Source organism: Qipengyuania gaetbuli, assembly GCF_020171365.1.
Taxonomy (GTDB): domain Bacteria; phylum Pseudomonadota; class Alphaproteobacteria; order Sphingomonadales; family Sphingomonadaceae; genus Qipengyuania; species Qipengyuania gaetbuli_B.
In genome coordinates, this window is record NZ_JAIUZO010000002.1 from 2,211,584 (window position 1) to 2,235,220 (window position 23,637).

Here is a 23,637-nt window from a genome sequence, read left to right on the forward strand (position 1 = left end):
CGATGTTTGAAGGCAAGGGTGGTGACAGGTGTTGATAAACGGGGCTTGAAACCAAGAACTGATTTCGCAATAGAGAATCTCGCAACTGCAGCATTCGTTTGGGATCTTCCCGCATAACAAATGATGCATTCAGGGGCTGAATAGCCGAAAATCTATACGACGGAGGTCCAGTGCTTCTGGCAAGGGAGCCGCTCGTCTCGAGTGGCCGCAGCTTCTTTCATACGCTGCGCTTTGAACTTATCCTGATTTTCGTCTGCGGCATCTGGCTGCCGGCGTGGCTGGCGCTTGCTGTCAATTCCTCGGGCTTGCCCGCCTTGTTCGGATTTGTCGGCGACCACCTGCTTGCCAGTGGCAATACGACCCGCAACTCGCTTCTGATCGCCTGTTTCGCCGCGCTCGGCATGGTGGTGACCCTCCGGCGCTTCCGCCAGTATCCCGGCACAAGAGTGGCCCAGTCCATCCTGCCGGTGCTCGCGACCTTCTATGGCGCGGCACTGGCGCTCGTACTGTTCCTCCGCCTCGAGTATTCCAACGCGCTGATCGTTTCGTGCTTTCTCGGCACGCTCGTCGCGCGCTATGCGATCGAGACGCTCCACGTCAGGGCCAAGGGTATATTCTACTCGGTCGTGCCCGGAGGGAAGGTGGATCGCATCCTGGGTCTGCCGCGCATGCCCACGCTGGTCCTCTCGACCCCCTCGGCCGAGAGCCTGCCGCTGGGTCCGATCATTGCGGACCTCCACGCAGACCTTGATCCCGCGTGGGAGCGTTTTCTGGCTGAGGCCGCGATTTCGGGCCGGCCGGTCTATCACTACCGGCAAGTGTGGGAAGCCGAGACGGGGCGGGTGCGTATCAGTCACCTGTCCGAAAACAGCTTCGGTGCGCTGATCCCGAGCCTCATCTACCAGAAAATGAAACGTACGATCGACGTGGTGGCGAGCGTCGTGCTCATGCCGATCGTCCTGCCGCTGATCGCTGCATCCGCACTTGCCATCAAGCTCGACAGCAAGGGGCCGGTCTTCTTTCGCCAGCGCCGCATGGGCTTCCGTGGGAAGGTCTTCCACGTGCTCAAGCTGCGCACGATGACCGTAACACATGACGGCGCTGATCGTACGAGTTCGATTACCAGCGGTGATGACCAGCGCATTACGCGCGTCGGGCGCTTCCTGCGCCGCACGCGCCTCGACGAGCTGCCGCAGATCTTCAATATCCTTCTCGGCCAGATGAGCTGGATCGGCCCACGCCCCGAGGCGGTCAGCCTGTCGGAATGGTATGAAGCTGAAATTCCCTTCTATCGCTACCGCCACATCGTGCGCCCCGGCATTACCGGCTGGGCGCAGGTCAACCAGGGGCATGTCGCTTCGCTCGACGAGGTCCATGCCAAGCTCCAGTACGACTTCTACTACGTGAAGAACCTCTCGTACTGGCTCGATATCGTGATTGCGCTTCGTACGCTGCGCGTCGTCCTGTCCGGCTTCGGGGCCAAGTAGGCCGCTGATGCAGGAGTGCTTTCCCAGACAAGCGCGTGAGTTCTTCGGGTCGTACCTGAATATCCGCGCGGCAACTCGGTGCGCTGCCCCAAGCGCGCGCCGGGTTGCCACCCGTTCGGTGGAGGCCGGGGCGTGAGCGCTGCCGGCGATGCAAACGGCCACTGCTGGTACGCCGTCCAGGCCAAGCCGCGCCGCGAGGGGCTCGCCATCTGGCATCTCGAACGGCAGGGCTTTGCTGCCTACTGCCCGATGATCGCCCGCGGCAAGCTGGTGCGCGGCAGGAGCGTGCAGGTCACAGAGCCGCTGTTTCCGGGTTATCTCTTCGTGGGCCTCGCCGCGGACCGCGCACAGTGGCGCTCGGTCAACGGGACCATCGGTGTTATCCGCCTCGTGACCACCGGGGCCGACCCCGCGCCTGTTCCCGTGGGCTTCGTCGAGCGGTTGAGGGAGCTTGAGCAGAGCGGCGGCTTTGCCGGATTTGCAGAGGAGCTGCAGCCCGGAGACGAGGTGCGCATCGTGGGTGGGCCGTTCGACGACCTGTGCGGCGAGCTCGTCAAGGCGGCGGGAAGCGAGCGTGTCGTGGTTCTGCTGAAGCTTCTGTCGGGTGAGACCCCCGTGACCCTCCCGCGGGCGAGCCTCGTGGCCGCCTGAGTTCTGCTATCGTCCCCATTGGGCGCGGTTTTCTTCTGTTCAGCGATTGACCCCGGCAAGTTGCTTGCCTAACAGCCACGTTCAATTTTGAACACGCGAGGATGGCGGGCGTTGCCCGTGTCCTTGCCCACGGCACCGGCCGGCAAGCGGGAAAATCTCGCTTCCCGTCCGGTGCGGTAGCCATGCAGCCCCCTGCTTCCCATCAGCCGCAGCCGGCCCTGAGCGAGCGCGAGGCGCTCGACTGCGAGATACTTTACCTGCTCGAGGAGCAGCCGGGCATCACGCAGCGCGAACTGGCGAGGCGCATGGGGGTGAGCTTGGGCCGCACCAATTACTGCCTCAAGGCGCTAGCCGCGCGCGGCTGGCTCAAGCTTGAGCGCTTTCGTCTCTCGAGCGAGAAGGGGCGCTATGTCTACGTGCTGACGCCAGGAGGGCTCGCTGAGCGCGGCCGGCTGGCCGGGCAGTTCCTTACCCGCAAGCGCGCCGAGTATGACTACTTGAAGACGCAGATCGCGCGCCTTGAGCGGGATATCGAGGGGCGGGCAGGGTGAGAGTGCTCGATGGCGTTCTTGCTTTGCTTTCTGAGTGCGTCCCGGCCTCACGCAGCGCAGCGGTAGGCCGAACAAGAGCGCTTTCAAGCAGCGCAGCGGTAGGCCGCAAGTATCTTATCTGCGCTATCGCTTGGCTACTTGAGCGCCATTCGGTGTTATCGCGCGTGGGGTACCGGAAGGTCACTACCCCAAGGATTGAATGAGATTTTGATCGTGACGGCATTGAATTTTTTCTCTCGCATAGAAGGTCGCAATCTAGTTCTTCGACTGATCGAGCTGGAGGATGCGCCATATGTCTATGGGCTGCGCATGAATCCGGCCTACAATCGCCATTTATCTCCCGTCTCCGGATCAGTCGCCGATCAGCGCGAGTGGATTGCGAACTATAAAACGCGCGAAGCTGATCGTCGCGAATTGTATTACGTGATTGAGCGCCGGAATGGGGCGCCCTGTGGAACCGTGAGATTGTACGATATCGGGAATGAGAGCTTCACTTGGGGGAGCTGGATACTTGATCATAACAAGCCACCAAAAGCGGCCTTGGAAAGCGCGATATTATCCTTTGGGTTGGGTTTTAGGGAGTTGGGTTGCAAAATTGCGAATATCGACGTGCGCTTGGGCAATACTAAGGCTGAAGCCTTCTATCGCCGACTCTCTATGAGGGAGTTAGGTCAAAATGAGCGGGATATGTTCTTTGCTTATGATCGCGAAACTTTTGAGGCCGACTTACCTATGTATAAAAACATCATTCAGAGAGCATCACGCATATGACCCAAGCTCGAGGCTTCGTCCGTGAAATCGAGTTACCGCAAATCCATGATCCTCGTGGTGATCTGACTTTCGTTGAGGGGGGGAATCATCTGCCGTTCGATATTCGGCGAGTCTATTACCTGTACAATGTTCCGGTCGACGCGAAGCGAGGCGGTCATGCCCACAAAGAACTTGAACAGGTGGTTTTCGCTCTATCTGGAAGTTTTCGGATAAAGATCGACGATGGCACTTCCCGCTCCGAATATTGGCTCAGAGATCCGCGCAAGGGTTTGCACATAAGTCGTCTTGTCTGGAGAGAAATGGATAGTTTCAGCCAAGGGGCGGTTTGCATGGTGCTTGCGTCGCTTCCCTACGATGAGGCCGATTATTTTCGGTGTTATGAAGAATTCAGAGCTGCTGTATCGAGAGAAATGCGGTGATTCCCTTTCTCGATCTGGGGGCGGCTTATCGAGAACTGAAGCTCGAAATCGATGCGGCGGTCCACCGCGTACTCGATAGCGGATGGTACATCCTCGGACCTGAAGTTGAGGCATTCGAGGCAGAATGGGCTGACTATTGTGGAGCCAACCACGCAGTCGGAGTGGCCAATGGCCTTGATGCGCTAACGCTTGCTTTGCGTGCACTGAATATTGGACTAGGAGACGAGGTAATCGTCCCCTCGAATACCTATATTGCCTCTTGGCTTTCCATAACCTCGGTTGGTGCTGTCCCGGTGCCCGTTGAACCCGATCCGGCTACCTACAATATCGATCCCTCGCGCATCGCATCTGCTATCACTTCGCGGACACGGGCTATTATGCCCGTCCACCTCTACGGGCAGCCTGCGGATATGGACCCAATCCTTGAAATTGCCCGCGAGTATGGCCTGCGCGTTATAGAAGACGGTGCACAAGCCCATGGTGCGCGCTACAAGGGGCGCCGGATCGGTGCTCATGGCGACATAGTTTGCTGGAGCTTCTATCCTGGGAAGAACCTTGGTGCGCTCGGCGATGGCGGGGCAATCACGACAAATCAGGCTGATCTTTCGGAGCGCATATCCGCGCTGCGAAACTACGGCAGTCGCATCAAGTACGTTAATGATGAAGTGGGCGTGAATTCTCGCCTTGATCCTATTCAGGCTGCTGTCCTGCGAGTGAAGCTGAAGGTTCTCGACGATTGGACAGGTCGACGATCGGCGATCGCATCCCGATACAACGAAAGACTAGCCGATTCAGACTTGATTCTGCCGCATGTGCCCCGTTGGGCAGAGCCAGTCTGGCATCTTTATGTCGTGCGAACGGATGAGCGAGAAAAGCTCCAGGCCAAGCTGGAAGCCAATGGTATTGGGGCCTTGATTCATTATCCGATCCCACCCCACATGCAGGCCGCATACAGCGGCTTAGGGTTTTCTGCTGGCGCCTATCCCCTTGCGCGCCAACTCGCGTCAGAGGCCCTTAGCATTCCGATCGGGCCGCAGCTGTCGGACGATGACTGTGAAGCCGTCATCGCGGCTTTGCTCTAGGTTTCGATTGCGATCCAACATTCGGGACGTCGTCAAAAATTCTTGGATTACGATTCCTCTGCTTTCGATAGCCTTGGTTAAGTAGCGACAACACTCAGATGAAGACGCCAGGTCCTCTTCGCGCCATCCTCATCGTCGGCGGTTCGCAGGTGACGAACATCTTCATATCGATAGCTAGAATAAAGCTCGTTGCCGTTCTTTTGGGCCCCACAGGAATTGGTCTCTTGGGCCTGTTTAACAATATCAAGGAAGTTGGCGGAACAGCTGGTGGCCTAGGGATGACCGCAAGTGGTGTGCGTCAGGTCGCTCAGGATGCACACAATATCGAAGCGCAATCTAAAACGCGCACTTTGCTTCTTATGAGCCTCACTATTCAAGGCGGTTTATCCGCCTTGGTAATCTGGCTCTTCCGAGAACAAATAGCATCTAGGGTCTTCGCAGATGAGATAAGCCCCCAAACTCTCGGTGTCATAGCTGTAGCCGTGTGGCTAGGTGTGGTCGCTTCGGCAATGACGACGATTATCCAAGCGATGCGGCGGATTGCAGAGCTGGTTAGAGTTACCGTCTACGGCGCTTTAGTAGGTACTGTACTAGGATTGATCCCAGTTCTGATTTGGGGGCAGCGAGGCCTCCCATTCCTCGTACTCGGTTTGGCTTCTGGCCAGCTCCTGGCTGCAATTTGGTTCACACGGAGGATCGACCTACCAAGGGCCGCCTTCAAATCGTCATTCCGCGCCCAGATTGTGAACTGGTGGGGAATGGTCAGGCTAGGACTCGCCTTCATGTTTGGCGCGCTCCTCACGGCCTCCACCCTGCTGATGGTGCGCGCTATCGTTCAAGAGCGGCTCGGACTGGAAATTCTCGGACAATTTGAGGCAGCTTGGGCCTTGACCATAACTTATCTGGGATTTGTCCTGAACGCGATGGCCGCCGACTATTTTCCGCGTCTCAGCGGCGCGGTGCATGACGCAAAGGCATCGACTGCCATGGTGAATGAACAGCTCCAGCTTTCACTCATCCTCGGCGGGCCTCTCATTCTTTTCACCATCGGTCTTGCACCGCTCGTCTTGCTCGTCCTGTATTCGTCTCAATTCAGCGACGCGGCCGAGCTGTTGCAGATCATGACGCTAGGCAACATTCTGAAGCTCGGATCATGGGCAATCGGATTCACCGTAGTAGCAAAAGGCCGAGGCGGCTTGTTCATTCTGCTCGAATGCGTCTTCAATGCGCTTTTTGTCGTCCTTGTATGGTGGCAGCTCGATAATTTTGGAACTCAGGCAATAGGGGGGGCTTTCGTCATAGCCTACGGGGTCCACCTTGCAGCGACTTGGGTCGCTGCCATTCACCTCATTGGGTTCAAACTGGAAAAAGCGTCATTGTATCTGTTGGCCTCGTATCTAGTCGCGGCGATCGCGCTGCTATTTATAGCCAGAGCGGCGCCCAAAGCGGGAGGGGTGGCGTCCTGCTTTGTAGCGGCATTAGGAATTGTCCTAGGATTGAGATTTTTGATTAAAACTAGAGGCGATTCAAGTTCGATCGCGATACGTATCGAGCAGGCTTTTTCTCGGATAGGCTGGGATATCAAATCGAGATGAATTGCGTTTTGCGCTACCCTGGTTCCGTAACCGGCCTGCGGATGGGCCGAAAGCATCCTGAGGCTACAGTGTGACCACTTCCATCCGACCTTGCGACACAGAAATGCCACTCGTAAGTATTATTATGCCTGCCTACAATCACGCGCCTTATGTCCGAGAGGCGCTGCAGAGTGTGGCTTCCCAGACATATCCAAATATTGAGTTGATCGTTATCGATGACGGTTCAGCGGACAGCACACCTCAGATTATTGGAGAAACCCTAGCCGAATTCGAACGCGAGATGCGAATCGAATATCACAAGCAAAAGAACGTTGGGGTTTGCGCGACCCTTAACAGGGCACTGAGCCTTGCCCGTGGGGAATTCGTTCAATTTATTGCCAGTGACGACGTCTATCTATCGGAAATGACCGCGCGTACTGTAGAGGCCTTGAGGCGAGCTTCGCCGGAGGTCGCCGCGGTCTACAGTGATGGATATATCATTGATGAGAAGTCGCGGCGCCGGGCCGTTTTCAGTGATATATACCCTGTACCTATAAGCAAGAACGTAAGGCGCGAGCTTTTCATTGCGAATTGGATACCAGCAATGGGCATCCTTTATCGCCGCAGGGCCTTGGTTGAGCTGAATGGATTCGATCCAGACTTGAAGTTCGAGGACTGGGACTTGCTGCTACGGCTGACGCAACGAAATCAAGTGGAGAGAATTCCTGAGAAGCTTTTCCTCTACCGAGTTCATTCAACAAACATGACCCGTGATACCGCGATCATGATGGAGACTACGGACGCGTTGGCTAGGAAGCATGCTGACCTTGCAAAGTTTAAGCACTTCAAGCAGGAAATTCGGCGGAATCCTGCAGCTGCAATTCTGCGCAATCCTTCCCAAATCGATTTGCTTCTTCGATTGGCATCCCGGCGCCTCCTCACAAACCGAGGCATTCAAGGGGAGAGCTTGGCAGCCGGAGCGCTGACTCTGCTAAAGTTGATCGCTGGCAGAGCCGCCTCCACTACGCGAGCTGGATTGTACCGCTTGGCTGGGCTTCGCCTTGGACGACGCAGCAAAGTTAGGGGCCGCCTCACGTTACAAGGCAACAAGCGCAATCTTGTAATCGGAGAAGGCGTTATATTCGAAGGCGATGCTGAGTTCATTTTGCCAAGAGGCCGTGGCCAAGGTCGAGTCGAGATTGGCGACAACTCAGTTATCGCACACGGTGCTCACTTCCATTGCTTGGCAGGGACACTGCTGGTTGGACCCTCATGTTACGTCGGGCGAAATTCCGTCCTACAGTCGAATGGCGACCTAGAGATCGGCGCGTGGACAATGATTGCGGCGCTGGCAGGAGTCTACGCAAGTAACCACGTGACATCCAGCGATAGGCAACCTTTTTGGAGGCAAGGCAACAAGTTCTCCGGTATTATAATCGGTGAAAATTGCTGGATTTCCCATGGGGCAGTCGTGGCTGATGGAGCTAATCTTGGTGATGGTTCAATTATCGGCCCTAATGTGGTGGTGCGAGGGACGCACGCACCAAAAAGTCGTATTATTTCCTGAGTTAACCAGTGTTTAGATTTCTTTCTGGCGTGCCGCCCGTTGGCTCAGCTTCGTTTGACGCCTTCCTTGCCGACCTTGCTGCGATAGGCGTCAGGCCTTCACAGGGAAGCGGCGAAAGCTACGCGGTCATTGCAGCGCGCTCAAATCCCAGGTGGTGGTTATTGCCACTTGGCAATCGACGAGCAGCCTCGGCTGGCCTTGACATGCTTCAACCTGTCAACTGGTCGTCCGGACTTGCGAAATCCTGGAGTCAATTGATGGCGCTCTTCGGCCCGCGCTCATTCGTTGGACCGGAGCGGATAAACTTGAAAGGGCAGCCGGACATCGGCACGGACTTTGGCGGAGAGGCAGAAAGCTTCGCTTATTTCACCGGCACTTCTGGGCCTCACCGGAAGTCAACGATCCAGGTAATGGATTGCCACGGGCGCATCCTTGGTTATGCGAAGTTATCTCGCCGAGAGCCCGTTCGGAAGTTCATCGACCGCGAGGCCAAGCTCCTAGAAAGGATTGCCGGTCTCGGCCTGGTTTCAGCCGTCGCCCCCGAGGTATTGGTCAAGCGATCTTCCGATTCCTATAGTTTGCTCGTTACCGATGCTGCACGAGAGAAGCGGTCTAAAGCGGCAATGCCTTTCGGTGATAAACACCTGAGGTTCCTGCGCGAGCTGCATTCTGTAACTGTTCATGAGGGCGCTCAGAGCCTGCTCGCAAGACTAAAGGAGGATGTGGCCTCCATTGAGGCGTCCTTGGATTCGCGATGGATCCAGCGATTTCGGCACGCCTCATCCACTCTCGGCTCGAAGGCTCCGCACATGCTGGTGAGCTTGGCGCACGGAGATTTTACTCCGTGGAATTGTTTCGAGCTCAATAGCAAACTCTACGTATTCGATTGGGAGTACGCTGCTCTCAATTACCCATTGGGATACGATCAACTGCACTTTCAAATAGCAGCTGCTCAGGGCCATTCCCCGGCGAAATTTCTGAATGAAATTCAGTGCATTATCGCGCGCGATTGGTTCGGTGGTGAGGTGGCCGCAGCCCGATTGGCGATACTACTTTCCTTGGTCATCCATGCTGTATTCTATTTTCGGCGGTCACACGACGCAGGGGACCAACGCTTAGAGTTTGAAGGTGAGCAATTCCGCGGCCAACTCATCGATAGTCTGCTAGTGCGGATGCCGAAGTGACAACTCTTCCAAGGGTCGGCGCTGTCGTTCTAACCTACAATAGCGACAAGGATTTGGCCGGGTGCCTACAAACTCTGGTCAATCAGGAGGGCGTCGACCTCCGGATCATAGTTGTAGATAATAATTCCGATGCCTCATCCCGCGCAAAGATGATTGAAGACTTCATTTCAATCACACGAAGTAGTGTGGTCTTGCGGGCTGATCATATCCCGGCGGATTTCGATCAGGGCGCCTATTTTCTGCAGAACCACCGAAATGCAGGCTATTCAGCGGGTAACAACATCGGGGCCCGTTTTGCCTTGGCGATCGGTTGTGATGCCATTCTCGTAGTCAACCCTGACGTCAGGGTTTCGAATCCATCCTACGTTTCAAGGCTTGTAGAAGGACTTGGCGCAGATAACTCTGTAGGAATCGCTGCCTCCCAGATTGTTAATCTGAGCGGGGACGAGGAAAACCCTATGGCTGAGCTCTCATTCTGGAAAGAGTTCGCTTGGCCATTGACGATGTTCTCCAGCCGGGACCTGCGGAAGAAGGTCGAACCCGACACCCTTCCTCGAAGGCGTTTTGTCGAAAAGGTTTCCGGCGCATGTTTCATGATTAGTGCTGATGCAATGCAGAAAATTGGTTTCTTTGACGAAAACGTCTTCCTGTATTGCGAGGAAGCCATTCTTGCTCACCAGATGAAAGACCTAGGCCTGAAAATTGCCTTTTTGGGAGACCTTTCCGTACAGCACGCGCATGAACCGACGGAAAAAGGGGACGCCTATCGGCGCTTTGCATTCTGGAGTGCATCTAGGCGGTATTTCCACGAGACATACTCCGGGCGTTCGTCCTTTGAGAGATCTCTTCTCTTGCTTTCGCGAGCAACGCTGCTCATCGCCTTACGGTTCAGGCGCGCGTTGAGCCGACTGAGATACCGGTAAAAAACATGCGTTTCCTCAGGTCGGAAAGTCAACGTCCTTCGGGGGACCTTGGGTTCAGTCAAAAGCGGTCTCACTTCCGAAGCCACTCTTCGCGAATAGAGTTGGAAAAGAATGAGCGGGCGCTGTTTGCCCTCCTGTTCTTTTCCTTTGCGATAGTGATCGGAATATTCGTCGACCAAGAGTTCAGGAACTACCTGTTATTGGGCGTCATCGCTGCCGGTGCCGTCGCCTTGCCCTTTATGCGGCTGCGCCTTGGGGGCGACTTAGTCCTTCTAACTCTTTTGGCGGTCTTGATGACCAGTGCGAGTCTATCATCCAATGTGGCTCGCGACATCTGGTCAACACTTTTCACCTTATTTTTTGCTTGCGGATATCTAGTTTTGGCGGGCCTCTGCCAAAAACGCTGGTTCAACGCTTCCCATGCTTCACTTCTTTTTTCCTTTTTGATCCAAGCCTTCGCTGTAGCGTCCGTGATCCAGCTCACGGCATCGTTTGCGGGATTGCCGGTTCCTAATTTGATCGCGAGCAAAGGATTGTGGAGTTACAACTCCCTAGCCTTCGAGCCCTCTCAATTGGGACGAGTGGTGGGAATTGCCATGCTTGCATTTCTCACATTGGAGCGAGTTAATAAACCAGCGCAATCTCTCGTTCAGACGTTGCGGAAGAATTGGCGCGTCTGCTTCGCGTTCCTCTTTACCATGGTCTTAAGTGGAAGCGCGCTGTCGGCCGCGTCGATCGTGGTCGTTCTGGCGCTCGCAAGTGGGGCGACCTGGGCTACTGCCGTAGGCGCGATCTTGCTCTTTGCTTGGCCGGTGCTGTCGATTCTTGAGGTTGAGGCGGTCGAGCGCGTCGTCAACCTAGTCAATGCGCTCCCCACCTTGGATATCACAAGCATTCACGAGGCCGAGGGAAGCGGTGCCCTGCGTGTCATTCCTCTAGTCATCTATTTCGATTCTTCGAACCTGCAGCAGATCGGCTGGTGGCTTGGGTCTGGAACCCCGGGCCTCTTCGCATTCTTCCTAGGGAAGATACCCAGTATGACCGACTCTGCGTCAGTGGGCTTTCTACCGGGATTTGCGGTCTTCTATGGGATAATCGCATTTGCCCTATTCGCGTGGACTTATGCTTTCAGGCTCTTCAGCCGGAGCACCGCGCCGTTGATCGTCTTTTGGGCAATATTTTTCGCATTCTCTGCTTGGAACACTCAGGTTTTTTGGTTCGGACTAATCTGTATTCGCATCGTATATGAGATCGAGAGGAAGTCGCTACGTCGGGACAGGTCGCGGTCGAGATGAAAGTTCTCATCTCTGCGTATGCTTGTGAAACTGGTCGCGGGAGTGAGGGTGAAATTGGCTGGCGAGTAGTGCATGAGCTCGCAAAGCGGCATGACGTAACCGTAATTACTAGGGCCAATCTCCGAAAGGTTCACGACCAAGCGTTCGCACGAACACCAAAGCCAGCCCGCCTCCAATTCGAATATCTCGATCTACCGTGGATTTTTCGCTTCTACAAAAAGGGCAAGCGATTCTTTTTGATCTACTATTACCTTTGGCAAATCGGTGTTGCGTTTCGTGCGCGAAAGGTTTTGCGCCGACAACATGTGGATGTCGTACATCATCTGACTGGAGGAATGGACTGGATGCCTTCGGGGCTTGCATTTGGTCAAAGACCATTTGTCTGGGGCCCAGTCGGCAGCGAGAACACCCATCCGCAAATTCTCAAACACTTGTCTGTTCGGTCCAAGCTGAAAGATCTGGCAAGAGTTTTTATGCGCTCGGCTCTCAGGACGTTTGACCCATTCACTAGACTTACGGCGCGTCGCGCAAAGATAATTTTAAGTCATACTTCAGAGACGCTTCCTCCTCGCTATGCCCCAAAGATCGTTCCATTTCCGCAAACGGCAATCACCGACACAAGCGAGCTCGCGCTCTCCAAACTAGAGGCCGCATCTTACGGTCCCATGAAGCTTCTTTTTGTTGGTGAGCTGAAAGATTGGAAAGGCGCAAGACTGGCGCTCGAAGCGGCGCTGAAGTTCTTTGATAGTAATAAAGAGGCGAGGCTTATCGTTGTGGGTGATGGTCCCCTCAAGAAAGAGCTCATTACTTGTGCCGAGAAGCACCCAGAAGGCGACCGAGTAACCTTTCTCGGGCGAGTACCGATGGATGTCGTCGTTAAAAATCTCAACGAGGCTGATGTCTTTCTCTACCCGAGTTTCCATCACGGACTGGCAACGATCGTCCTGCAAGCAATGCTTTCAGGGCTGCCAACCGTATGCATCGAAGGAGACGCAACCGGAAGAGCGATCGGAAGCTCTGCCGGCATTACCGTGAGCCTGGCTCCTGATAGGAGTCCGGCAGATGACCTCGCTGTGGCCCTCTCCAAGTTAGCCGCGGACGAGAGCTTTAGGCGACGACTGGGGCGGAATGCACGTGAGCTTGCGGTGTCAAAATACACCTATGACAAAGTGTCTGAACGCCTTTCTGCCGCCTATGAAAGTGTTCTGAAGGAAGCGTGACATGAGCGCCGATAGCCTCAAAGTGACCGTTATCATCTGCGCTTATAATGCAGCGTCAACAATTAGAGCAGCCATCGAAAGCTTGCAGATCCAAACGGCCAGGGCTTCAGAGATTTTGGTTATTGATGATGCGTCAAGCGACGACACGATAGAAGTCGTCGAGTCGATTATGAAGAGCGATCCAACGGTTCGCTTACTGAGAAACGATGAGAACAGAGGGACCGCATTCTCCCGCCAGCGGGGCTTGAATGAGGCAGGGTCAGACTTCGTCATGTTCCTCGATGCCGACGACATGGCTGAAGAATGTTTGGTTGAGAGATTGCAAACCACCCTGCGTGATGATCCCAATATTATCGGGGTAGGCAGTTACGCGACTTACGTCTCTGCAAGCAACAGAGACCTCGGCATTCAGAAGGTCGGTCCAGAGTCCCGCTGTGAATTTGAGCGAATGTACAACGATCGGAAACTGCTCTTCATGGCTCCCACAACGCTTTTCCGAAAGTCTGATGCATTGCGTGTTGGCGGCTACCGGCAAGACATATTGCCCAATGAAGAGGGTATTAGATACCAAGACTTCGCCGAGGACCTAGACCTGTGGTGTCGGATGTCGGATCTAGGCGCATCGGGTAGATATTTCCTGACGCTTCCTGAGCCATTGTTTCGCTATCGGAAGCCCGAGCAATCGCTATCAACGAAAAACTTAAAACTCATGCAGCTCAAGATGAGATGGATTAAGGATTGTCTCCGCCGCCGCCGATACGGTCAAAGTGAAGAGAGTTTAGCGAGCTTTATCGCTTCGCGGACCGTATGGGATCGCTTGAATGACTGGCGCTCTGATAGCGCCGCTGCGTGGTACAAGAAAGCTGGTTTCGCTTGGATGAGGCGAGACTGGCTGCGACTTGCTATTTTCCTTGGGTTGAGCGGAGCGTTCTCCCCAAAGTTGATCCGCCAGAAGCTAAAGACCCAAACTGCCTCACGATGATGAACTTAGTTGAAGTAGCTGAATCAAGTCCAAGAGTTTTGGAGACTCGCGTACTGGAAGAACTCTTCCAAGGGCTTTCTGCGAGGAGTATAAGTTTCGCCGTTTTACGTAATTATGAAAGACTCCCTGAAAGCCTTGGCGCTCGCGATCTTGACCTAATTGTTGAACCGGCACATCTGCCGGCTGCAGTTGGCGTAGTACGAACCATTGCAGAATCTAACGAATTGCAATTCGCCAACTACTTTCGAGACGAGCGACTCACGCAGTTTACACTATTTAAGAGACTTTCTCCTTCCGCGATTTTCGAAATCAAGATTGATTTCTTCACATCGAGCCAGGTTTACGGAATCGAGGCGCTCTCAGCCTCACAGATGCTCGAAGACGCTTGCGATCACCGCGGCATCCCAGTCGTTTCAGACGCGGTAAAGTTGCTCGACAAATGGCTGTTCCATCTGATGGTGGGTAAGCCGTTGCATGCTAAGTACGATAAGGCCTTCGCTGCCATCGCGTCAGACGAGAACGCCAAGGCAATCATTTCGTCCAAGTTGTGCTTGCTCTTTGACCAAGGATTGGCTGCGATGCAGATCGCCAGACTTGCAGCAGGACAAGGTTCAAAATTGTTACCCTTGTCGCGCCGTGTGAGATTCATGGCCATAGCGCGGCTGTGGCGGGCACAAGGCTTTTCCGCATTCGTGCGCACTCTGGGCTTCCTGTTCTTCCGGTTGCGGGATCGATTGCGCCCAGCGGGAAGTTTCCTCTCGGTAAGCGGCCCTGATGGATGTGGCAAAACGACTGTAATTGACAAAATCAAGGTGCAACTGGAGTGCGTCTTTGGCGAGCAATCAGTCGCATATCGGCATTTTCGCCCCTCGATCCTGCCGAGGATCGCATCAATCGCAAAGTCCGCAAAAGCGATCGATAGAATTGACGAAAACTACGGAGAGCCACATCGGGCGATGCCGTCCGGGTTTGTGGGCTCTCTGGCGCGCTCAGCTTATTACTGGATCGATTATCAGATTGGATATTTTCGCGAAACGCATGAGAAGTTGACTAGGCGCGAAGTCATGCTCTTTGACCGCTACATCTTTGACATGGTTGCGGATCCTGGGCGCAGCCGGATATCGCTGCCGAACTGGATCTTGCGCGTCATCGCGTACCTAACCATCAGGCCGAAGTACGCCTTTTTTATCAGGGTCCCGGCGGCTGTAGTCCGTGAGAGAAAGCAAGAGTTAAGCCTCGACGCGATCGAGATATTGAATGGACGATACCAAGATCTAGCTGACCGAAAGTTGCTTATTGCTGTCGATAATGTCTCCGATGCAGAAACCTCAGCAGCTACAATCGTCGATATGATTGTGGCGGATCGAGACCGCTTGGCACGTCGCAAAATCGAAAATTTTTGACGTGATTGTATTCTGTCACCTCTTGAACGATAGCTCGGGTAGTCCGACAATCTTGAGTGAAGCTATCAGAGCCTTGAAGGCTCGCGGTCTTCTTCTTGTTGGCAGTCAAGGCCGTGGGGTCTTGGAAGGGGTGAGTATACCTGTTCGGCGTTACTGGTATCGGCGCAGTAATTTCCGGATATTGACATTGTTCAGCTTCATGGTCAGCCAAGTCCAACTCTACCGTGAGCTCTCGCGCTCTTCGTTTCCGCCCCATGCGGTTGTCTACGTCAATACTCTACTGCCATTTGGCGCAGCGCTTTGGGGTCGTCGTTCTGGCAGAATGGTAATCTACCACATTCACGAGGTTTCACTTTCACCCAAAATCCTTCAGTCTTTTTTGGTCTGGGTGGCGCGGAAAACTGCAGATCTCGTGCTGTACGTTTCCGAAGACAACAGAGCGAGACTTCCGATCGAAGGAATTGCCGCAGCGGTTGTTCCCAACCCCGTTCCAGACAGGATCGCGTCGGCGGGACAATTTCATCTCTATGATCCAATGCATTCTGGAAAATTCGAAATCCTTATGCTCGCTTCGCCACGGGACTTCAAAGGGATACCCGAATTTCTCGAGCTTGCTCGGCGCCTCTCAGACCGGTCGGAAATTCACCTCCGACTAGTTTTGAATGCGGAGCCCCATGAGGTGAAACGATATCTACCGGTTTCGGAAATTCCAGGTAATTTAGACATCTTTCCGCGCTCGGAGAGGCCGGAAGAGTTCTATCAACAAGCCGATCTGGTGCTGAATCTTTCAAGAGTAGACCAGTGGATTGAGACATTTGGTTTGACGTTGGTGGAGGCGATGTCCTTTGGGGTTCCCGTTATCGCTCCCCCGGTCGGCGGGCCGTCAGAAATTATCACTGATGGCGAGGAGGGCTTGCTCATTGACTCCCGGGACGTTGATTTACTGGAACGAAAAGTGAGGTTTCTGGCAGACAATCCTGGTTTATTGATGCAAATGTCAGCGAAGGCGAGAAGACGCGCCAGCAATTTCAGTTTCGAGAGCTTCGCAGTCCGTTTGCGTGAAGCACTGGCCTCGGTAGAGGCTGCCAAGGCCTGAAGCGGAATATTAATGAAAATCGCAATCACAGGTACAGTCGGGGTGCCGGCACGTTACGGCGGCTTCGAGACTCTGGTCGAGAAACTTGTTTGCCATGCGCAAGCGAGCGATCAACCGATTGATCAGCTGACAGTGTATTGCTCTAAGCAGGCGTACGAGGAACGCCCTTCTCATTATTGCGGTGCGAGGCTGCGTTACTCTCGTCTCAATGCAAACGGAATTCAGAGCATCATCTATGATTGTGTGGCAGCGCTCGATGCAATCTGGAGGCGGCATGACCGGCTTCTTGTCCTTGGGGTGTCGGGGGCGATCATTTTCCCACTGTTAAGGCTGATCTCTCGTGCAAGGATTGTTACGAATGTCGACGGGATTGAATGGCGACGCCCGAAGTGGACGGGCCTAGGGCGCTATTTCCTCAAATGGTCGGAATGGCTGGCTGTTCGTTTTGCACACGAAGTCATCGCCGACAATCAGGGTATCGCTGACTACCTAAAGGAAACATACAAGATTGAGGCCCGCGTTATCGCCTACGGCGGCGACCATGCAGTTCAATCGATTGCCGAAGAACCTATCGACATTGGCCTAATCCCCGACGACTACGCTCTAGCCTTGTGCAGGATCGAGCCCGAAAACAACGTGGCGATGATCCTTGAGGCATTCGAAAACTCATCGCTCCCGCTCGTTTTCGTGGGGAATTGGAACAACAGCGAATTCGGCCGAAAGCTCAGGTCTCAATATGCCCACTCACCGAACATCCTAATGCTTGATCCGATCTACGAGCCGACAGCACTTCAACGAATCCGGGGCAATGCATCGGCCTATATCCACGGTCACTCGGCAGGGGGCACAAATCCGGCCTTGGTCGAGATGATGCACGTCGGCCATCCAATCCTTGCATTTGATTGCAGCTTCAATCGCTACACGACCGAAGACTGCGCAGCCTATTTTGCGAGTGCGCCCCAGTTGGCGGATCTCGTTGCCGGTATCTCGGATATCAAGAATGGTTCGTTGATGAATGAAATTGCGAACCGCCGATATCGCTGGGATGTGATTGGCGCCGAATATTTCTCGCTCCTTCGAGAAGCATGAATTCCCAACAAGAGTAGAGATGATGAAAGTTGACCAGGCCCGGCTTCCCGGGGTCGTTTTGCTGGAGCCACGCAGGTTTGGCGACAGCCGAGGTTTCTTCGCTGAAACCTACAATGCTCGAGTCTATCGCGACGCAGGCATCGAGTGCGAATTCCTCCAGGACAATCACTCGCTCTCCGACAAGGTCGGCACGGTCAGAGGCCTTCATTTTCAGAAGCCTCCTGCTGCCCAAGCCAAATTGGTCCGGTGCGGCCGCGGTGCTATCTTCGATGTCGCAGTAGACATCCGCGTTGGTAGCCCAACCTACGGTCAGTGGGCGGGCTACGAACTTAGTGCGGATAATGGCCTCCAACTCTTCATTCCTGCAGGTTTCGCCCACGGTTTCATGACGCTGCAGCCGGGCAGCGAGATCGTCTACAAATGCTCGGATTATTACGCTCCTGAAACCGAAGGCTCGGTACGCTGGGATGATCCGGAACTCGGCATCGAATGGCCGGACGTCGATAATCCGGTCTTGAGCGAGAAAGACGTCGAGGCGCCTTATCTTTCACAAATCAAAAGCCCCTTTCTCTGGGAGAATTCACAATGAGGTTCCTCGTTACCGGTGGTGCCGGTTTCATCGGCTCAGCCGTCGTCAGGCTCGCGATTGCGCGAGGTCATGAGGTGCTAAACCTCGACGCGCTAACTTATGCCGCATGCCTCGAGAATCTGGCCGAAGTAGAGACGAGCGAACTTTATCGGTTCAAACAAGGCGACATTCGCGATCGCGAAGCCGTTCAGGAAGCAATCGACGAGTTCAAGCCTGACATCGTCATGCACCTTGCTGCGGAATCGCACGTGGATCGATCGATCGATGGGCCGTCCGATTTTATCGAGACCAATATCAACGGGACCTTCAATATGCTGGAGGCAGTTCGGAAATATTGGGAGGAAGCGGGAAAGCCCGAGAGCTTCCGTTTCCATCACATCAGCACTGATGAAGTCTATGGTTCGCTACCTGCGGATCCGGAGGTTAAGTTCACCGAGGATACCCCTTACGATCCCCGGAGCCCTTATTCCGCTTCCAAGGCGAGTTCTGACCATTTGGTCCGGGCTTGGCACGAAACTTACGGGCTGCCTGTTGTCATCACGAACTGCTCGAACAACTACGGGCCCTATCACTTCCCTGAAAAGCTCGTTCCGGTCGTTATCCTCAATGCGCTCGCGGGCAAACCGCTGCCGATCTATGGCGACGGGTCGAATATCCGTGACTGGCTCTATGTCGAGGATCATGCGGAGGCCCTCTTGCTGGTCGCAGAGCGAGGCGAGGTGGGGCGGAGCTACAACATCGGCGGCGACAATGAACGTACCAACCTCGAGTTGGTGCAGGCGATTTGCTCAATTCTCGATCGCGTCCAGCCACGATGCGAAGGTCGCTATTCCGATCTCATAACCTTCGTCACTGACCGTCCCGGCCACGATGCTCGCTACGCTATCGATGCCTCGCGCATACGTGATGAACTGGGGTGGAAGCCCTCAGTGACAGTGGAAGAAGGACTGGAGCGGACCGTTGTCTGGTATCTCGAAAACGAGGCTTGGTGGCGTCCATTGCTGGAACGCAAGGGCGTGGGTGAGCGGCTCGGAACCGGTAAGGCAAAGGCGGCGTGACCATACTCGTCTTTGGTAAGACGGGGCAGGTGGCTCGCGAGCTACAGGCCCTGGGTAATGTCACCTGCTTGTCTCGGGACGAAGCCGATCTCTCGCAGCCTGAGAGCTGTGCGGAAGCGATACGGAAGCACTCGCCGAGTGGAGTGATCAATGCTGCGGCATATACGGCCGTCGACCGGGCCGAAGACGAAACCACTGTTGCCGCCCGCGTGAACGGCTTGGCGCCGGCGGCAATGGCGAAAGCCTGCGCGGACCTTGACGTCCCCTTCGTCCACATTTCGACAGACTATGTGTTTGACGGAAGCGGCAACGAGCCTTGGAAGCCAGAGCATTTGACCGACCCAAAGAACGCCTACGGGCTGTCTAAGCTTATTGGTGAGAAGGCGGTTCTTGAGGCAGGCGGGCGCTACGCGATACTCCGAACGTCGTGGGTCTTTTCGCCCCACGGAAGCAATTTCGTGAAGAGTATGCTGAAGTTGTCCGAGGACCGCGATCAGTTGAATATCGTCGCAGATCAAATTGGAGGCCCGACGCCGGCAAGCGACATCGCGCAGGCCTGCCTCGACTTGGTAAAGCAGCTGGCGAAGGATGCTTCGAAAGCAGGCACCTATCATTTCAGCGGGGCGCCTGATGTCAGCTGGAAGGAATTCGCCGAGACAATCTTTGCGGAGGCCAGGCGCGAAGTGACAGTGAAGGGCATCCCTACTAGCGAATACCCGACTCCGGCCACCCGACCACTCAATTCCAGGCTCGACTGTAGCAGTCTCGAGCAGGCCTTTGGCATCGCTCGCCCTGACTGGCGGCGCGGCCTGCAAAACGTTCTTAAAGACATGGAGATCACGCAATGACCGCTCGCAAGGGGATCATTCTCGCAGGGGGATCGGGCACGCGCCTCTACCCCGTAACTACCGGCGTATCGAAGCAGCTTCTTCCTATCTACGATAAGCCGATGATCTATTACCCGCTAAGCGTTCTTATGCTCGCGGGTATTCGGGAAATCCTGATCATCACCACTCCCGAAGACCAGGCTCAGTTCCAGCGGACTCTCGGAGATGGGAGCCAGTGGGGTATTTCGCTTTCGTACACCGTCCAGCCCAGCCCCGACGGACTAGCGCAGGCTTTCATTCTCGCTGAAGACTTCCTCGATGGTGCACCTTCGGCGATGGTCCTCGGAGACAACATCTTCTTCGGGCACGGGCTGCCCGAAATGCTCGCTGAGGCTAGCAGCGACACCGGCGCAACTGTCTTCGGCTATCACGTCAAGGATCCCGAGCGATACGGCGTCGCTGATTTTGACGAGAACGGAACGGTCCGAGCGATCATCGAAAAACCTGAAATCCCACCGTCCAGCTATGCCGTGACAGGCCTCTATTTCGTTGATGGAACTGCGCCCGAGCGAGCACGCCGCGTGAAGCCTTCGGAGCGAGGAGAGCTCGAGATCACCTCACTCCTCGAGACCTATCTCGAGGACGGCCTTCTGTCGGTGAAGCTCATGGGGCGCGGATACGCATGGCTCGATACCGGCACCCATGCCTCGCTACTCGATGCAGGCAACTTCGTCCGCACTCTGACTGAACGTCAGGGGCAGCAAGTGGGCTCGCCTGACGAGATCGCATACGGGCTTGGATGGATTAACCACGAAGATCTGATGGCCAGGGCGTCGCGGTTCGCGAAGAACGAATATGGGGAATATCTGGGCGCTCTGGCTAACGGCTCCTAGCGTTCACAACACCGTAGTGTGGTTGGAGTGCCGGCTCTGATTGGGCCGGCATTCTTGCTTCTGAGTGTATCTCAGACAAGCGCTTCCACCGCCTGAGATGCATAGCCTGTGTTGAAGCATGTTCGACGTATCGCGCGAGCACGTTCTGGCTCTTCCATCCGCCAGCCTGCATGATGCCGAGGGTCTCGAAACCTGCGACAAACATGTCCTGGGCAGCGCCAACGCGCATAGAGTGACCGGATAATGCTTTTATTTCCGGCGGAGTCAGTGATGCCCTCTCTGCAGCGCGTTTAACGATCCGTCGTACCGACGCGGTCACAAACGGTCGCTTTGCCAGTTTGCGCGTGTGGAGCCCTTGAAAAAGCGGCCCTTCGGTGATCTCGGAGGAGGAAAGCCATACATCGAGGCGCTTGGCCGTTTCTTCAGAAAGATAAGCAGCACGTCCTTCGCCGAACTGGTCGTTCTTCGAGCGGGGGACCAAGAGCCGCGAGCGGCAAGGGCTCAAATGCTCGACCCTCAGAAGAACGAGCTCGCTGCTCCGGCAGAGCGTATCGTAGCCCACCGAAAGAAGCGCCGCGTCGCGCTTGCCGGTGCGCGTGTCCGGGCAGGCCTCGAGCATTCGGTCTAGCAGCTCTTTCGTCAGTCCGAGGACCTGCTGTTGCCTGGTCGATTTCCTGCGCTTGGCGCGGCGCACCGCGAGCCGGACCTCGCTGTGACCAGTGGGGCGGGGCAGGTCGGCGATCATATGAGCAAAGCTAATCGCGTCGAGCCGGTGCTTCACTGTTGCCATAGCCTTGGTCTTGGCTTCCTCGTCGATAAACCGCGCAATCGTCTCTGGCTCCGCTGGGAGCCACTCTTTCCCCTGGGCCTCGCACCACTGCTGGAAATGTCGCAAATCATTGCGGTAGCCACGCAAGGTGTTTTGTGAGTAGGCACCCTTGCAACGAATGAGGATGTCATCGATGTTCGGCGGCAATGCCGTTGGGAGCAGATCAAAATTCATTAAGAGCTTATAAGCTCACAATTGCTGGAGCGCAAGTGATTTCAGGGCCGCAAATTCGTGCTGCTAGGTCCTTGCTGGGGCTTAGCTCGCGTGAGCTCGCTACGCTGTCTGGGGTCAGTTGGGCTACGATTAAGCGCTTTGAGGCAGACGAAAGCATTCCGCCATCACGTGGCGGCACTTTGGAGCGCCTTCTGACGAAATTCGAAGACGCCGGTATCGAGTTTCTCGGCGATCCAGTCTCCTCGCCAGGCGTACGCCTCAAGCGGCAGTAGGCGGCGGACCGTACCGAACGAACATCTCGCTCTTGCTCTCGCGATCGTCGTCGCCTTCATCCTCTGGGTAGGGTTCGATCCAGATTTCACTCCTCCTAACTGGTTAGGAGACAAGCTACAGCATGTTCTGGCTTTCGTAACCGTGGCGGCGCTCGCCGCATTGACTTGGCCTCAGGTCAGTTCGTTTCGCCTTTTTGGCGGATCAGCGGTTTTAGCCCTCGCGATCGAAGGTATCCAGTGGGGCATGGGGCGGGGGAGGGAAGCGGACCTCGCCGATTTTCTGGTCGGGGTAGCTGCAGCAGCCGCCACTCTGCTCTGCGTTTCCCTATATCGGCGGATTGCCTCTGCACGGTCCTCCTGAGTTCATAACTTCAGGGCGGCTAGTCCAGATCGCGGATTGTCGAGGATATTTCGCGGAGCAACCCATTGAGGTTGCGCCGCTCCATGATTGCCTCACGGGTAAAGAAGCCGTCTTTCAGCGCATTACGATTGCCTGCCCGCGCCCCTGAACCTTTGGCCCCGCCGTGCATCCGGCACCTTGTCTTGCCCGCCACTGCTGGCGAGCGGCATGGCGCTCCCATACGAGTCCTTGCTCCGCATCGAGGGCTAGCAAGCATCGGTCCTATGTTGCGAAGGTGAGGGGCCCTGTTTGAGGTCATTGGCCACCTTTAGGTATCGGTCTTGCTTTCCTGGAGGGGTGCTCACCCGAGGCTCCTTGAAGGGCGCTACGCTCACTATTGGCTAGGGTGCGCCTAGCATCTGCTAGCTCCAACCTACGTTTTCCCGCTTCGATAGCTGCAACGATCGATGTTGCCCGTGAGCTGTCCATGTCGGTCTTGCGGCGCCCTGCCATGGCCTCACGTGCTTGCATGACCTTGGCGTGATTGATCATAGCCCTACTGGCGAAGCTAAGGCTGAACTCGCGGTGCCGCTCTGATGTCCGTTCATCGGATGCGTAGGACACTTGGCGCTGAGTAGCCTCATTAAGCGCTACCGCCTGCAGCACCAGCTGCGCATCAAGAGGGGAGGCGGGGGCTTCTTCGATCAGAAGTCGCGCGAGGAAGTTGATCTGCTGTTCGAGTTCAGCAGGCCTCGGGCTGTTTCGCGTAAGGCGCGAGACCCCAGCCTTGGCAACGATCTCGACTAGGACCTCCTTCCTCAAGGTGAGAGGAAGCTCGTCCAGCATCTCGTCGAGGACAGCAGCGGCTAGAGTGCGGGCATCCTCATGCAACTTGATTTCATCATCATTCATCTGGTCTTCCTTGATATTCGAGACCAAGTTTAGATCAGTGTCAGGCAACTTTGAATCGGCAGGCAAGCAATTAAAGACAAAGGCTTCTTTGTGCCGCAGGATGCTTCGACTGCATGCATGGCGGCAGTCTCTTTCCGGACGAATCGCTTTAAATAGAAGGGCGAGCTGGAGGGGCATGATGGCACCTCATGAAAAACGTGCCTGCGTTGAATTGAGCTCTCGTATGCAAGTGCTTCGATCGACAAGAATGTGCGATACAGCAAATAGTGGGCAAAGGTCGCGCCTGCGCTCAGCCGACACTGGCCGCGTACCATCCTAACGGGTTCGCGAGGCGCTTTCGGTTGAGGAATATACCGCTTCACGCTGTTCCAGACTTCCAAGCTCCTTCGGCTCAACCGACTGGTTGAGGGCACGCGCCGGTTGTTCATATGGTTGGAGCTTGCTGGGCA

At 55.3% G+C, this 23,637-nt stretch carries 23 protein-coding genes; 20 read left to right on the forward strand and 3 right to left on the reverse strand.

Annotated features, from left to right (window positions below; genetic code table 11):
* Positions 1-170: 170 nt before the first annotated feature.
* From LCL94_RS11425 to rfbA, 20 genes are all read left to right on the forward strand, one after another.
* Positions 171-1,487 (forward strand): exopolysaccharide biosynthesis polyprenyl glycosylphosphotransferase, encoded by a 1,317-nt coding sequence (locus tag LCL94_RS11425; protein WP_224832304.1) that lies wholly within the window; start codon positions 171-173, stop codon positions 1,485-1,487.
* A 132-nt stretch (positions 1,488-1,619) separates the two neighbouring features.
* On the forward strand, positions 1,620-2,138 hold the full coding sequence (nusG, locus tag LCL94_RS11430) for a transcription termination/antitermination protein NusG (RefSeq protein ID WP_224832305.1): 519 nt from the start codon (positions 1,620-1,622) through the stop codon (positions 2,136-2,138).
* Positions 2,139-2,239: 101 nt separating this feature from the next.
* On the forward strand, positions 2,240-2,689 hold the full coding sequence (locus LCL94_RS11435; RefSeq protein ID WP_224832306.1) for a MarR family EPS-associated transcriptional regulator: 450 nt from the start codon (positions 2,240-2,242) through the stop codon (positions 2,687-2,689).
* A gap of 213 nt (positions 2,690-2,902) precedes the next feature.
* The gene (locus tag LCL94_RS11440; protein WP_224832711.1) at positions 2,903-3,460 is read left to right on the forward strand and encodes a GNAT family N-acetyltransferase; all 558 of its coding nucleotides are present in this window, start codon (positions 2,903-2,905) and stop codon (positions 3,458-3,460) included.
* Positions 3,457-3,879 carry a sugar 3,4-ketoisomerase gene (locus tag LCL94_RS11445; protein ID WP_224832307.1) on the forward strand — a complete coding sequence of 141 codons (423 nt, stop codon included), beginning with the start codon at positions 3,457-3,459 and terminating at the stop codon, positions 3,877-3,879. The genes LCL94_RS11440 and LCL94_RS11445 overlap by 4 nt, the downstream gene beginning before the upstream one ends.
* A complete protein-coding gene (locus LCL94_RS11450) occupies positions 3,876-4,961 on the forward strand; it encodes a DegT/DnrJ/EryC1/StrS family aminotransferase (RefSeq protein WP_224832308.1) in 1,086 nt (361 codons plus the stop codon). The genes LCL94_RS11445 and LCL94_RS11450 overlap by 4 nt, the downstream gene beginning before the upstream one ends.
* A gap of 98 nt (positions 4,962-5,059) precedes the next feature.
* Entirely contained in the window at positions 5,060-6,556 is a 1,497-nt protein-coding gene (locus LCL94_RS11455; protein WP_224832309.1) for an oligosaccharide flippase family protein, read from the forward strand.
* Between the two features lie 103 nt (positions 6,557-6,659).
* Positions 6,660-8,102 carry a glycosyltransferase gene (locus tag LCL94_RS11460; RefSeq protein WP_224832310.1) on the forward strand — a complete coding sequence of 481 codons (1,443 nt, stop codon included), beginning with the start codon at positions 6,660-6,662 and terminating at the stop codon, positions 8,100-8,102.
* Positions 8,103-8,305: 203 nt separating this feature from the next.
* Positions 8,306-9,286, forward strand: coding sequence for a phosphotransferase (locus LCL94_RS11465; protein ID WP_224832311.1), 981 nt, complete (start codon positions 8,306-8,308; stop codon positions 9,284-9,286).
* Complete coding sequence (locus tag LCL94_RS11470; RefSeq protein ID WP_224832312.1) at positions 9,283-10,209, forward strand: glycosyltransferase family 2 protein; 927 nt, start codon at positions 9,283-9,285, stop codon at positions 10,207-10,209. Before LCL94_RS11465 ends, LCL94_RS11470 begins: the two co-directional genes overlap by 4 nt.
* 101 nt (positions 10,210-10,310) lie before the next feature.
* Complete coding sequence (locus LCL94_RS11475; protein ID WP_224832313.1) at positions 10,311-11,504, forward strand: hypothetical protein; 1,194 nt, start codon at positions 10,311-10,313, stop codon at positions 11,502-11,504.
* The gene (locus LCL94_RS11480) at positions 11,501-12,724 is read left to right on the forward strand and encodes a glycosyltransferase family 4 protein (protein WP_224832314.1); all 1,224 of its coding nucleotides are present in this window, start codon (positions 11,501-11,503) and stop codon (positions 12,722-12,724) included. The genes LCL94_RS11475 and LCL94_RS11480 overlap by 4 nt, the downstream gene beginning before the upstream one ends.
* A gap of 1 nt (position 12,725) precedes the next feature.
* On the forward strand, positions 12,726-13,706 hold the full coding sequence (locus LCL94_RS11485; RefSeq protein WP_224832315.1) for a glycosyltransferase family 2 protein: 981 nt from the start codon (positions 12,726-12,728) through the stop codon (positions 13,704-13,706).
* Complete coding sequence (locus tag LCL94_RS11490; RefSeq protein ID WP_224832316.1) at positions 13,703-15,109, forward strand: hypothetical protein; 1,407 nt, start codon at positions 13,703-13,705, stop codon at positions 15,107-15,109. The genes LCL94_RS11485 and LCL94_RS11490 overlap by 4 nt, the downstream gene beginning before the upstream one ends.
* Positions 15,110-15,308: 199 nt before the next feature.
* Positions 15,309-16,205: a glycosyltransferase family 4 protein gene (locus tag LCL94_RS11495; protein WP_224832317.1), complete on the forward strand. Its 897-nt coding sequence runs from the start codon at positions 15,309-15,311 to the stop codon at positions 16,203-16,205.
* A 12-nt stretch (positions 16,206-16,217) separates the two neighbouring features.
* Positions 16,218-17,294, forward strand: a complete 1,077-nt coding sequence (locus LCL94_RS11500; RefSeq protein WP_224832318.1) for a DUF1972 domain-containing protein — start codon at positions 16,218-16,220, stop codon at positions 17,292-17,294.
* A gap of 19 nt (positions 17,295-17,313) precedes the next feature.
* Positions 17,314-17,883, forward strand: a complete 570-nt coding sequence (rfbC, locus tag LCL94_RS11505) for a dTDP-4-dehydrorhamnose 3,5-epimerase (protein ID WP_224832319.1) — start codon at positions 17,314-17,316, stop codon at positions 17,881-17,883.
* Positions 17,880-18,941: a dTDP-glucose 4,6-dehydratase gene (gene rfbB / locus LCL94_RS11510; protein ID WP_224832320.1), complete on the forward strand. Its 1,062-nt coding sequence runs from the start codon at positions 17,880-17,882 to the stop codon at positions 18,939-18,941. Before rfbC ends, rfbB begins: the two co-directional genes overlap by 4 nt.
* Entirely contained in the window at positions 18,938-19,789 is an 852-nt protein-coding gene (rfbD, locus tag LCL94_RS11515; RefSeq protein WP_224832321.1) for a dTDP-4-dehydrorhamnose reductase, read from the forward strand. The genes rfbB and rfbD overlap by 4 nt, the downstream gene beginning before the upstream one ends.
* The gene (gene rfbA / locus LCL94_RS11520) at positions 19,786-20,661 is read left to right on the forward strand and encodes a glucose-1-phosphate thymidylyltransferase RfbA (RefSeq protein WP_224832322.1); all 876 of its coding nucleotides are present in this window, start codon (positions 19,786-19,788) and stop codon (positions 20,659-20,661) included. Before rfbD ends, rfbA begins: the two co-directional genes overlap by 4 nt.
* Here rfbA and LCL94_RS11525 read toward each other — a convergent pair.
* From LCL94_RS11525 to LCL94_RS11535, 3 genes are all read right to left on the reverse strand, one after another.
* Entirely contained in the window at positions 20,648-21,664 is a 1,017-nt protein-coding gene (locus LCL94_RS11525) for a tyrosine-type recombinase/integrase (RefSeq protein ID WP_224832323.1), read from the reverse strand. The genes rfbA and LCL94_RS11525 overlap by 14 nt on opposite strands.
* Positions 21,665-22,316: 652 nt before the next feature.
* Positions 22,317-22,595, reverse strand: a complete 279-nt coding sequence (locus tag LCL94_RS13505) for an HGGxSTG domain-containing protein (RefSeq protein WP_412070782.1) — start codon at positions 22,593-22,595, stop codon at positions 22,317-22,319.
* Positions 22,592-23,365 (reverse strand): hypothetical protein, encoded by a 774-nt coding sequence (locus tag LCL94_RS11535; protein ID WP_224832325.1) that lies wholly within the window; start codon positions 23,363-23,365, stop codon positions 22,592-22,594. Before LCL94_RS11535 ends, LCL94_RS13505 begins: the two co-directional genes overlap by 4 nt.
* Positions 23,366-23,637: the final 272 nt, after the last annotated feature.